Source organism: Bacteroides sp. AF39-16AC (assembly GCF_003602735.1).
Lineage (GTDB): Bacteria > Bacteroidota > Bacteroidia > Bacteroidales > Bacteroidaceae > Bacteroides > Bacteroides uniformis.
Genome location: NZ_QTLN01000004.1, coordinates 1 through 12,516, shown reverse-complemented (window position 1 = coordinate 12,516; position 12,516 = coordinate 1). Strand labels below are relative to the sequence as shown.

Genomic DNA, 12,516 nt, shown 5'->3' with positions numbered 1-12,516 from the left:
ATAATATAATAAGGTACAGTAACGGAGAAAGATTAACTTTCTCCGTTATTTGTTTTAAATTAGCGCAAAAATTAACCGTAAAGTTACTATCATGAAAAAAGTATTCTTAATCTTGGGAACACTCTTACTCTCCCTCAGTACGTATGCAGCTATGAATGTGAACAAAATCGACCCTCCGTTTTGGTACACCGGCATGCAGAACCCGGAACTCCAGCTGATGGTCTATGGCGAAGGCATCGGCAACGCGGCAGTATCCGTCAATTATCCCGGCGTCTCATTGAGCAGCACCGTCAAGCTGGAAAGCAACAACTACCTCCTGGTCTATCTGAAACTGGACAAGGATGTAAAACCCGGCAAATTCAACCTCACCTTCACTGAAGGAAAAAAGAAACTCGTAAAGGAATATGAACTGAAGGCACGCAACAAGAAAGGTTGCGAACATAAAGGTTTCGACGCCTCCGACGCACTGTACCTGCTGATGCCCGACCGCTTTGCCAATGGCAACCCGGACAATGACCAGATTGCGGGCATGGCCGAGTACAAGATAGACCGCAAAGACCCCAATGCACGCCACGGCGGTGACCTTGCCGGCATCGAACAACACCTGGACTACTTCTCCGACCTCGGCGTCACAGCCCTCTGGTTTACTCCGGTACTGGAAAACAACATGACCGGCGGTTCCTATCACGGCTATGCCACCACAGACTACTACAAGGTAGACCCGCGCTTCGGTACCAACGAAGAATACAAGCAACTGATTGAAAAAGCCCATGCACGCGGCATCAAAATCGTAATGGACATGATTTTCAACCACTGCGGCGTAGAGCATGTATGGATTAAGGACATGCCCTCCAAAGACTGGTTCAACAACCCCGACCACGAAAACAACTTCGTGCAGACCTCCTTCAAACTGACCCCGCACGTAGACCCTTATACTTCCCAGTACGATGCCGACCAGATGAACGACGGCTGGTTCGTACCTTCCATGCCCGACCTCAACCAGAAGAACCCTCACGTTTACCGCTACCTGGTACAGAACAGTTTCTGGTGGATTGAATTCGCCAACATCGACGGCATCCGCATGGACACTTACCCGTATGCCGACTATGATGCCATGAGCAACTGGATGAAAGAGCTCAACGAAGAATATCCCAACTACAACACCGTGGGCGAGACCTGGGTTACCGAACCCGCCTACACCGCCTGGTGGCAGAAGGATTCCAAGCTATCAGCCCCCAAGAACAGTAACCTCAAGACCGTTATGGACTTCAGCTTCTTTGACAAGATAAACACCGCCAAGAATGAACAGACCGAAACTTGGTTCAAGGGACTGGACCGCATATACAATAACTTCGTATACGACTTCCTCTACCCCAACCCCGCTTCCGTACTGGCATTCATCGAAAACCACGACACCGACCGCTTCCTGGGCGAGGGCAACAACCTTCCGATGCTGAAGCAAGCCTCTACCCTGCTGCTTACCACCCGCCGCATTCCGCAACTCTACTACGGAACGGAAGTCATGATGAATGGCGTGAAGAGCAAGAGCGACGGCTATGTCCGCAAGGACTTCCCCGGCGGATGGACCGGTGACGCAACAAACGCACTGACCCCAGCCGGACGTACCAAGATACAGAACGAGTGCTACGACTTCTACAAGACCATCCTGAACTGGCGTAAAGGAAACGATGTGATTGCCAAAGGCAGCATGGTGCAGTTCATGGTACAGAATGGTGTTTATGCCTACGCACGCCAGTACGAAGGCAAGACGATATTCGTGATGCTGAACGGTACAGATGCAGAAACCACCGTTCCTTTGAAATTCTACAAGGAAATCCTAAAAGACAGCAAGCAGGGAAAAGATATTCTTAGCGGCAAGGCCATCACCTTCGGTGAAGAGCTGAAGATGGGCCCCAGAGAATCATTAGTGATAGAATTATAACGCGTACTCCACACAGAGAGCTCATTCTTGCAAATCTCCCTTGCAGATAGCTGGCAGACACTTCTCCTGCCAGCCATCTGCAAGGGATTTTTAGTATGGAATAGGTGTCCGGGGTATGCCTTTCACCGGCCTCAAATACAGCTAATCTGTTAGTTCATAACAGTGAACACTTTGTTCCAGTATAGAGAAACAAAGTGTTCGGATATGTAGAAACAAAGTGTTCTTACGTATTGGAACGAAGTGTTTTTGCATATTGGAACGAAGTGTTCTCTTTATTGAAACAAACTGTTCAGTTAAGGGAAACAGACTGTTTTGTTAAAGGAAACAGACTGTTGTACACGTTGAAACATCCGCTTCTGAAATAAGCGGCGAACTTAACCATCCCACAACACCGGCCTATATACAACAAGTCAGCCCTTGCAACATCAATATTGCAAGGGCTGACGCTATATTCGGATTATCTTTCGATTAGTCCAGTTGAGCCAATTTGTTCTCTGAACCAAGCACGTTGATGATTTTATGCTTGTACAGTTTTTCCATATTGTCACGAGCCGGACCCAGATACTTACGCGGGTCGAATTCTGCCGGTTTTTCAGCAAATGTCTTGCGGATAGCAGCTGTCATAGCCAGACGTGAGTCAGAGTCGATGTTGATTTTGCAAACAGCAGACTTGGCAGCCTTACGCAACTGTTCTTCGGGAATACCGATAGCAGCTTCCAATTTGCCACCATACTTGTTGATAGTATCAACTTCTTCCTGAGGAACTGAAGAAGAACCGTGAAGAACGATGGGGAATCCCGGGAGTTTCTCCATTACAGCATCCAGAACGGCAAATTCCAGAGGAGGAGGAACCAGACGACCGGTAGCAGGGTCAACGTGGCATTGTTCGGGTTTGAACTTGTATGCACCGTGAGAAGTACCGATTGAGATAGCCAGTGAATCGCAACCTGTACGGGTAGCGAAGTCAATAACTTCTTCAGGATTAGTATATGTATGGTGTTCTGCAGAAACTTCATCTTCTACACCGGCCAATACACCGAGTTCGCCTTCTACAGTTACGTCGAACTGATGAGCATAATCAACTACCTTCTTAGTCAGTGCAACGTTTTCTTCGTACGGAAGGTGTGAACCGTCAATCATTACTGAAGAGAAACCGGAGTCGATACAGCTCTTGCAAGTTTCGAATGTATCTCCATGGTCGAGGTGAAGAACAATTTCAGGATGTTTGCAACCCAATTCCTTAGCGTACTCAACAGCACCCTGAGCCATGTAACGCAACAGCGTAGCGTTGGCATACTGACGGGCACCCTTAGATACCTGAAGAATAACCGGAGACTTTGTTTCAACTGCAGCCTTGATGATAGCCTGCATCTGTTCCATATTGTTGAAGTTGAATGCCGGAATAGCATATCCACCTTTGATAGCCTTAGCAAACATCTCTCTTGTGTTTACCAGTCCTAAATCTTTGTAATTAACCATTTTGTTTAAATTTTATTGTTAGTGAATTAAAATTCTACGCAAAAGTAATCATTATCCTTTAAAGTAAAGAACTTGAGAGGAATAAAATATCCGGCTCATCCTACCAAATCCATTCTATTTTAAAGCTATTGGCTTCATTTAACAGATTATTGTAATCTCTATATTACAAACTCTTTGCATTTATCTCTGCCAGCCATACTTTTGCCATCTATACTTCTATCAACAAAAAAGCCGGAGAACATGTTTGCTCTCCGGCATCTGTTTACACATTATTATGTAATACTAATTTTTCAGATAGATGATGGTCGGCAAATGGTCACTGTAACCGTTCAGCCAAGTCCTGCCTCCATGCGTACGCAAGGGGGAACCTTTGTATTTGCCATCCTGCTGAATCAGATAATCGCGGATGAAAACTTCATTGTGATCATAGCGCAACCCTTTCTTAGCCTTCAGCAACGGTTTCGAAATGACAATCTGGTCAAACAAGTTCCACTTGCCCCGATAGAGCAATGTCCCCACTCCCTTGTCTTCCAGTGTCTCCCACCAGGGATTGTAGAATTCGCCTTTCTTCACCTGCTTCGGATATTTGCGTGCACCCAGCACCTCCATGCTTTCATCCATCGGGTCGTCATTCATATCCCCCATCACGATGAGCTTCAGCTTCTTGTCGCTACGCATCAGAGAGTCCTTCAAGGCCTTTACTTGCCTGGCTGCATGCACACGCACCGGTGACTTCGCCCCACGGGAGGGCCAGTGGTTCACTATCACGCAGACACGCTCTCCCGCCAGTTGTCCGTCCACAATCAGGAAGCCGCGCGTCAAGTGCACCGTATCCCCCTCAAAAGGAGTGGAAAGCACCAACTTCGAGTGGGTAACGCTGAACTGCTTCGGGTCGTACAGCAAGGCACAGTCTATACCCCGTCTGTCCGGTCCTTCATAATGCACGAACTCATAATTGGAAATGGCCGGCTGCTTCACGAGGTCTTCCAGCACTCGGCTGTTCTCCGCCTCTGCCACACCGATGAATGCCGGACCTTCCGGCACTAAATCACGCGAAAGGGAACCCAACACTTTGGAAAGGTTCTGTAGTTTAGACTCATACTTCTTTACCGTCCATTGGTAACTGCCGTCGGGCAGGAACTCATGGTCGTTCTTACCGGCATCATGAACCGTATCGAACAGGTTTTCAAGATTATAGAACGCAACACTATACAGTTTCCGTTCCGCATTTTGTGCCCCCAGCGTTGCCACGCACAGCCAGAAAGAGCATAAGACAAGTAGTTTCCTCATAAATTCACAAGATTAAGTCCTGCAAAAATCAGAAATAAAATGCGATAAACCTACTAAATAAAAATAAATCTGAATTTATTTTGTAGAGTCTCCAACTTGCACTATCTTTGCGCTCTGAAAAGAAGACCATTACACTATTTATTACCAAAATAGTAACAGAATATAAATTTTTAAAAGAAAATATCAAAATGAAAAAAGGTATTCATCCTGAAAATTACCGTCCGGTAGTATTTAAAGATATGTCAAATGGTGATGTATTCTTGTCTCGTTCCACTTGCAACACGAAAGAGACTATCGAATTCGAAGGTGAAACTTATCCGCTGGTAAAGCTGGAAATCTCCAGCACTTCTCACCCGTTCTACACAGGTAAGTCTAAGCTGGTTGACACTGCCGGTCGTGTTGATAAGTTCATGAGCCGTTACGGTAACCGTAAGAAATAATCAGTTTTCAAGCAAACTGAAAAAAGGGAGTCTTTCACTGAAAGGTTCCCTTTTTTGTTTCCGCCTCCACTGCAGGACCGATAAATAGGGAATCTCCTATCACAGAATAGGGAAAAAAACGAGAAAGGGAAAAAACACTTCCCTATTTTTGTATCATCAAAACCGAAAACATATACTAATCATGAAACGACTTGCCACCCTATTCATCCTGACAATCCTTGTCGCAACGGCAGGATTTGCCAAGCCCCAAAAGTACAAAGATTTAAGCGGGAACATCGCTGTCAAAGGAGAATTGACAAAAGAGTACCGGCAATCTCCCGCCGGTACACCGGTCATTATCCGCCGGGTTGTCAAAATGAAGAATCCCGGTGAAAGCAGCAACAACATTTACTATGCTGTCGAAATGAACGGCATGCAAGAGACCATTCCTTCGAATGAGATGGGGCACATTGCCATATCCGCTCCGCAAACCGACCGGGAATTCTGGCAGCAGATATACTTGAAAAACCATCTTTACGAATATTTCAGCGACCGCGGCTACAAGCACAAACTGCGCCAGGAAATCGACGAAGAGTGCCTGGACTATCTCGACAAACTGAATGAGATAGCCTATCAGGAAGATTACATCGTTTCGTACGTGCAGGGAGTGTTCTCCAAGTTGAACGCCACCACCATTGACAGCAATCGCGGGGAGAGTCTGAACATACGTATCATCCAGTCGCCCGAACCAGATGCCTTCATGCTTCCCAACGGCTCCATGGTTATCAGTACGGGCCTCCTCTGCACTCTTGATTCCGAAGACGAACTGGCCGCCGTCATCGCATGTGAGCTGGGACATTTCGTCCTCGACCATCAGGTAAACAACATTTACCGTGCCGAGCGGCGTGCCAAGCGTGCAGCTTTTTGGGCAGATGTCTTTGCCACTACCGCCAGTGCAGCCCTCGATGTGGCCTACTGGGACGATAATGAAGATGCTTATGCCGTCAGTCTGGTGGCAGATATCGGAGCCATCGCTTCCCTTTTGAGCATTCCGGCAACGGACCGGTTGGGGATGAAATACAAAACTTCCCAGGAAATCTCTTCAGACCGCCTTGCGCGCCAACTTCTGGCATTCAAGGGCTATAATCCCGACGGAATCGCATCGGCCCTCAGTAAAATTATAGGGTATTACAACCTGCACCAGCGCAACAAGGATATTCCTCGCTACGGCAGCATCGGCGACCTGCAAAAGCGTATAGAAAAGGCCGGTGAATCCCATAGCTTGAGTGCCCGCCCCTACCTACGGACTACCAGCGATGTCGTTTCTTTCAACGCAAGTATGAACTACGCCAACAAGCGCTATAAGGAAACTGCCCGGCTGATACGCAAGAACATTGACAACAGACTAGCCACGGACAATGACTACATCATCCTGGTAAAAGCGGAAATGGCACTGTCTAATACGGAAGAAGTGAACAACCGCTGCCTCGCCATGCTTGATAAAGCCCAGGAGATGGCAGGAACAAGCCCCAATCTGGACATATATAAACAAAAAATACTATTATTGATGCGCATGAACAAACAAGCCCAAGCCACCGATATACTGAAAGAATACATCATCTTGCTTTCGGCCTACGAAGGCCAGGGCATAGAAGGAACCGAAAAGGAATGGACCAATAAAGAGATAGGTTGGGCAAACCAAATGCTGGATAGGATAAGCAGAATATAGAGAAAGGAATAACTAAGAATAAAGAATGAAGAATTTGTCATGCGGCATCATTGCGCAGCCAAATTCTTCATTCTCAGTCATTTATTCAAACTACTGTTTGCGGAACGGCGGCTTCACAACCACAGCTTTCAGCTTACGTCCCCGCATGTCAATGCAGATTTCCGTACCGACCTTGCTGTATTCGGGTCTGATATACCCCATTCCGATACCAATCTTACGGGTAGGCGACATAGTTCCGGAGGTAACCACACCGATGGCAATACCGTCTGTACTATACAGCTCGTAACCATGACGGGGGATACCGCGGTCTATCATCTCAAATCCCACCAACTTACGGGTAGTGCCTTCCGCTTTCTGTTTTTCCAGCATCGGGCGATTGGTGAAGTTCTTTCCCTCCACAAACTTGGTAATCCATCCTAAACCCGCTTCAATGGGCGAAGTGGTGTCATCCAAATCATTGCCATACAAACAGAATCCCATTTCCAGACGAAGCGTATCGCGCGCACCCAGACCAACTGGCTTAATGCCGAACTCCGCGCCTGCCTCGAACACGGCATCCCAAATCTTCATGGCAGCCTCCGGATAGAAGTAAAGTTCAAAACCACCCGCGCCGGTATATCCGGTATTGGAGATAATGACATCCTTTTCTCCGGCAAACTCACCGTGGGTAAAAGTATAGTAAGGAAGGTCGGAAAGATTAATGGAAGTCAGCTTCTGCAAAGCCTGAATAGCCTTCGGTCCTTGCACAGCAAGCTGTGCCATGTGCTCGGAAGCATTTTCCAATTCAGCGCCTTCCGTGTTATGAGACACACACCAGTTCCAGTCTTTCTCAATGTTCGACGCATTCACGACAAGCAGGTATTTCTCCGGCTCATAATGATAGACCAGAAGGTCGTCCACAATGCCTCCATTTTCATTTGGGAAGCAGGTATACTGTACTTTCCCCGGTGTGAGGGCAGCTATGTTATTGGAAGTCACTTTCTGCAGAAAGTCCAAAGCATGGGGACCTTTCACCCAAAATTCTCCCATGTGTGAGACGTCGAATACACCGACACCCTGACATACTGTAAGATGCTCGTCAATGATGCCGGAATACTCGATAGGCATATTATATCCCGCAAACTCGTGCATCTTGGCACCCTGCGAGATGTGTTTTTCGGTAAACGGAGTGGTTTTCATGGAACTATTAGAGTTATGAGTTATGAATTATCTATTTGCTTGCTACGAGCTCGGCAATCTTGACGATGACGTTCATGGCTTTCTCCATGTTCTGGATAGGCACGAACTCATAGCGGCCGTGGAAGTTCAAGCCACCGGCAAAGATATTGGGACAAGGCAGGCCCTTGAAAGAGAGCTGGGCGCCGTCCGTACCTCCGCGAATGGCTTTTACACGAGGCTCTACACCTACCGCCTTCATGGCGGCAAAAGCGGTGTCGATGATATGCATCACCGGTTCAATCTGCTCGCGCATATTATAGTATTGGTCGCGAAGTTCCAGAGTAGCGGTACCCGGACCGTATTCTTCATTGATTTTTGCCACAAGACGTTCCATCTCCTTCTTGCGCTCTTCGAAGCGGGTGCGGTCGTGGTCACGGATAATGTAAGAGACTGTTGTCTGCTCCACCTCGCCGGTAATACCTATCAGATGATAGAAACCTTCGTAACCTTCGGTATGCTCCGGAGCCTCGTCAGCCGGAAGCATGGACATGAAACGGTTGGCAACGCGGATAGAGTTAATCATCTTATTCTTGGCATAGCCCGGATGCACATTCCGTCCCTTGAAGCTTATCTTGGCAGAGGCCGCATTGAAGTTCTCGAATTCAAGTTCACCCACTTCTCCGCCATCCATGGTATAGGCCCATTCGCAGCCGAACTGCGCTACATTGAACTTATGGGCACCCAGACCGATTTCCTCATCCGGATTAAAGCCGATACGGATTTTACCGTGCTTGATTTCGGGGTGCTCCTTCAGATATACCACCGCCGATACAATTTCGGCAATACCGGCTTTATCATCGGCACCAAGCAAGGTCTTGCCGTCGGTCACAATCAAATCTTCCCCTTGATGGTCGAGCAGTTCGGGGAACTGGGCAGGAGAAAGAACCACATTCTCTTCGGCGCAAAGAACAATGTCCTTACCGTCATAATTCTGCACGATACGCGGAGAAACATTCTTGCCACTCATATCGGGGCTTGTATCCATGTGGGCAATAAAGCCGATGACGGGCAACGGCTTGTCTGTATTGGCAGGAAGAGTGGCGAACAGATAACCATTTTCGTCCAACGTGATTTCTTCCAGACCCAAAGTTTCCAATTCTTCTTTCAGATACCGGGCAAACACCATTTGCCCCGGAGTACTCGGAGTAATCTCAGTCTCTTCACTGGACTGAGTATCGAAGCTTACGTACTTTAAAAAACGTTCTACTAAAGTCATGATGAATAATGATTAGTGATTAATGGTTAGTGATTAATGGTCAGTGATTAGTAATTGGCGAAAAGCATTATCCGAATGGCATTAATCATTAATCACTAATCATTAACCACTATTTTGTGCTGTAAAGATAAAAAAAGGGGCGTGAACTGCCAAGCAATTCACGCCTCTTTTTTATTTCTTAAGGACAAAATGTCAATCAAAAATGGCTGCTACCATCAAAACAATGCGTACATATCTTACACTTAGGCAATCCGATAGCCTCAACCAGAGTTTCCAACGTATTGAACTTCAAGGATGAAAGTCCGAAACGCTCGCGGATAACGTCCACCATCTTTTCGTATTCGGGTGAGCCGGTAGTGGCATACTTATCGAGATTCTTATTCTCGTCACCCTCCAGTTCCTTGATGACACGACGGGTAATCAGTTCCATGTCGCTTTTGGAAGCCGTGAATCCTACAAACGGGCAGCTATATATCAATGGAGGACAAGCAATCCGGATATGCACCTCCTTGGCACCATACTCATACAGCACCTTCACATTGTCGTGCAACTGGGTCCCCCGGACAATAGAGTCATCACAGAACAGCAGACGCTTACCCTCGAGCATGGCACGATTGGGAATCAGCTTCATCTTTGCCACCAGCGAACGCAATTCCTGCTTGCTGGGAGTAAAACTACGAGGCCAAGTCGGAGTATATTTGGAAATGGCACGATGATAAGGAACTCCTTTACCTTCGGCATACCCAAGCGCCATACCTACACCCGAATCAGGAATACCGCAGGCACAATCCACCTCTGACTTATCTGTCTGTGCCATCTTGAAACCGGAGGCAAAACGCACTTCCTCCACATTCTTACCTTCGTAGCAGGAAGTGGGGAAACCGTAATATACCCATAGGAAGGAACAAATCTGCATTCCCTCATCAGGCTTGCGCATCTGTTCCACACCATCGGCACGCAGGCGAACAATCTCTCCGGGTCCCAAATAACGGTCTATCTCATAACCAAGATTCGGAAAGCTGCTCGACTCACTTGTGGCGGCATACGCTCCGTCTTTCTTGCCAATCACAATCGGAGTACGTCCCCAGCGGTCGCGAGCGGCAATGATGCCGTCTTCCGTCAATAACAGCATGGAGCAGGAACCTTTGATATGCTTATACACATTTTCAATTCCTTCGACAAATGTCTTTCCTTGTATAATAAGGAGGGCGATAAGTTCCGTCTGATTGGTTTTGCCCGAACTGAGTTCGGCGAAGTGCATGTTTTGGGCCAACAGTTTTGTTTCCAGTTCTTGCAGATTTACTATTTTGGCTACCGTTACAATGGCAAAGCGACCGAGGTGGGAGTTAAGGATAAGGGGTTGAGGGTCTGTGTCACTGATGATTCCTATTCCGGAATTTCCTTTGAACTTATCCAGTTCATCCTCAAACTTCGTGCGGAAATAAGTGCTTTCCAGATTGTGAATGGAACGGGTAAACTGCTCCGTTTCTGCATCGTATGTAGCCAACCCACCACGTTTTGTCCCTAAATGTGAATTATAATCTGTGCCGTAAAACAAATCTGCCACACAGCTTGTTGCCTTGGCGACTGTTCCGAAAAAACCTCCCATAAGTTCTGTTTTGTTATTGGTTTCTAAAATTAACGGATGCAAAGGTATGAAGAATTTGCGAAATTCGGGCAGATTTGAAATGAATAAAAAAGGCAATATATTTCTTGCCCACAATAGAAGTTATATTATTGGAAACATATACTTTTGTGATCGAAACCAAACAACTGTATAATGGGAGAAACCGCAAATATTATAATAGCCGATACTCTTCAAGGTCTGGGGACGGACGCATACAGTGGCTATCTTGCACACGCCCTCTGTCTGTCAGGAATCTGCCGATTGAAGTACAATGGAGAGGAGCGCGAGCTACGTGCCGGCGACCTGATGATTGTCCGCAAAGGAAAACTGGTAGAGAAAATTCAACCTTCAGAAGATTTTCGCGTAAAGGTCATCTATATCGCATCGGGCTTTGTGGTGCTGAGTACACCACAGAACAACTACGGCATGAAAGGGCAACTTTCCCTATTTCTCAATCCTATCATGTCCCTGACTACCGAACAGCAAGAGCTATGTCTCCGGGATTTTGAACAAGTGGAATACAGACTCCGGAATACAGACCATCATTTCCATCGCGATATGCTTATCGCCTCCACACAGATGTTGATACTCGACTTCTTCGATTTCCACTCCCATCTATATGGCGAGGACAATATCTCTGTACAAAATGCTTCCATCATGAGCCGTTTCCTCAACATGCTGGAGAACGGAACTTTCCGCGAGCATCGTGAAGTGACCTATTATGCCGACTGCCTATGTGTCACCTCCAAATATCTTTCGGAAGTTTCCAAGAAAGTAAGCGGTTATACAGCAAACTACTGGATAAACCGTTATACCACACTCGACATCTCGCGTTTGCTGCGCGACAAATCACTAACGTTCGTCCGTATTTCCGATATGTTCGGTTTTTCCTCTCCTGCTTATTTTAGCCGTTACGTACAACAACATCTGGGTGTAAATCCGACAAAATACAGAGGTTAATGATTATAGTTTTTGATTGTTTGCCCGTTTCAGATCTATTAGCGAAATATGCTCATTACGATAGCGGGCATTGGGGTTCTTCTCCGTTCCGTCAGGAAAAGAGCCATCTTCCTGCTTTATGAACTGAATAGCCTTCTGCGGACAATTCTGTATGCAGGCAAAACAGAACTCGCAGTCACCGGACGTCTTCACTCCTCTCGACGTCAGCTCATAATTGCCGCGCGGACAAACGTAGGTGCAGATGCCACAGTCAATACAAGCATCAGTCACGGTAAAGAACTTCTCGCTTTTCATCAGGAAGCCCACCTCGGGGTCGAGTCCACTCCGCTGCATAAAACCTTGGTGCTGTTGCCGTTCCTCCTCCGTCACCGGTTCGTGCCAATGCTGCCGACTGTTGATATCTGCCGTTATCTTCTGCAAGTTCTCGGGGATGTGCTTGTCTATCTTGAGTTGCTCGTTCATGTCGAAGTTGGGTAGCCAGTTATCCACCATGATGATAGTGTTGATATAGTCGAACGCATTGTCGGCTTTACGGGATATACGGTCCCAAATCTCTACCGCATCGCACTTCCTTGCACCATAGGTGTAGCTAACACTTGAAAAGGGACCCGGAACAACATTTAAAAAGTGCCCCAC

Annotated in this window: 10 protein-coding genes; 4 read left to right on the top strand and 6 right to left on the bottom strand. The window is 47.0% G+C overall.

The window, feature by feature from the left end:
• The first annotated feature begins 91 nt into the window (after positions 1 to 91).
• Positions 92 to 1,942, top strand: a complete 1,851-nt coding sequence (locus DW039_RS05305) for a glycoside hydrolase family 13 protein (protein WP_005835949.1) — start codon at positions 92 to 94, stop codon at positions 1,940 to 1,942.
• 468 nt (positions 1,943 to 2,410) lie between these two features.
• On the opposite strand, the gene DW039_RS05300 is transcribed toward DW039_RS05305, so the two are convergent.
• On the bottom strand, positions 2,411 to 3,421 hold the full coding sequence (locus DW039_RS05300) for a class II fructose-bisphosphate aldolase (protein WP_005826798.1): 1,011 nt from the start codon (positions 3,419 to 3,421) through the stop codon (positions 2,411 to 2,413).
• A 282-nt stretch (positions 3,422 to 3,703) separates the two neighbouring features.
• Positions 3,704 to 4,711 carry an endonuclease/exonuclease/phosphatase family protein gene (locus DW039_RS05295; protein ID WP_117749565.1) on the bottom strand — a complete coding sequence of 336 codons (1,008 nt, stop codon included), beginning with the start codon at positions 4,709 to 4,711 and terminating at the stop codon, positions 3,704 to 3,706.
• 188 nt (positions 4,712 to 4,899) lie between these two features.
• Between DW039_RS05295 and DW039_RS05290 the strand changes: the two genes are divergently transcribed.
• Both DW039_RS05290 and DW039_RS05285 read left to right on the top strand, forming a co-directional pair.
• Positions 4,900 to 5,151, top strand: coding sequence for a type B 50S ribosomal protein L31 (locus DW039_RS05290; RefSeq protein ID WP_005835945.1), 252 nt, complete (start codon positions 4,900 to 4,902; stop codon positions 5,149 to 5,151).
• A gap of 181 nt (positions 5,152 to 5,332) precedes the next feature.
• Positions 5,333 to 6,859 carry a M48 family metallopeptidase gene (locus tag DW039_RS05285; RefSeq protein WP_035449408.1) on the top strand — a complete coding sequence of 509 codons (1,527 nt, stop codon included), beginning with the start codon at positions 5,333 to 5,335 and terminating at the stop codon, positions 6,857 to 6,859.
• A gap of 90 nt (positions 6,860 to 6,949) precedes the next feature.
• Here DW039_RS05285 and gcvT read toward each other — a convergent pair whose 3' ends face one another.
• The 3 genes from gcvT to DW039_RS05270 all read right to left on the bottom strand — a co-directional run bounded on the left by gcvT (position 6,950) and on the right by DW039_RS05270 (position 10,902).
• Positions 6,950 to 8,038 (bottom strand): glycine cleavage system aminomethyltransferase GcvT, encoded by a 1,089-nt coding sequence (gcvT, locus tag DW039_RS05280; RefSeq protein WP_120381775.1) that lies wholly within the window; start codon positions 8,036 to 8,038, stop codon positions 6,950 to 6,952.
• 31 nt (positions 8,039 to 8,069) lie between these two features.
• Entirely contained in the window at positions 8,070 to 9,293 is a 1,224-nt protein-coding gene (gene pepT / locus DW039_RS05275) for a peptidase T (RefSeq protein ID WP_005826807.1), read from the bottom strand.
• 196 nt (positions 9,294 to 9,489) lie between these two features.
• Positions 9,490 to 10,902 (bottom strand): amidophosphoribosyltransferase, encoded by a 1,413-nt coding sequence (locus tag DW039_RS05270; protein ID WP_005826808.1) that lies wholly within the window; start codon positions 10,900 to 10,902, stop codon positions 9,490 to 9,492.
• Positions 10,903 to 11,073: 171 nt separating this feature from the next.
• Between DW039_RS05270 and DW039_RS05265 the strand changes: the two genes are divergently transcribed.
• Positions 11,074 to 11,880, top strand: a complete 807-nt coding sequence (locus tag DW039_RS05265) for a helix-turn-helix domain-containing protein (protein WP_005826809.1) — start codon at positions 11,074 to 11,076, stop codon at positions 11,878 to 11,880.
• A gap of 3 nt (positions 11,881 to 11,883) precedes the next feature.
• Here DW039_RS05265 and DW039_RS05260 read toward each other — a convergent pair.
• A partial coding sequence (locus DW039_RS05260) for an EFR1 family ferrodoxin (protein ID WP_120381774.1) occupies positions 11,884 to 12,516 on the bottom strand: 633 nt, incomplete at its 5' end.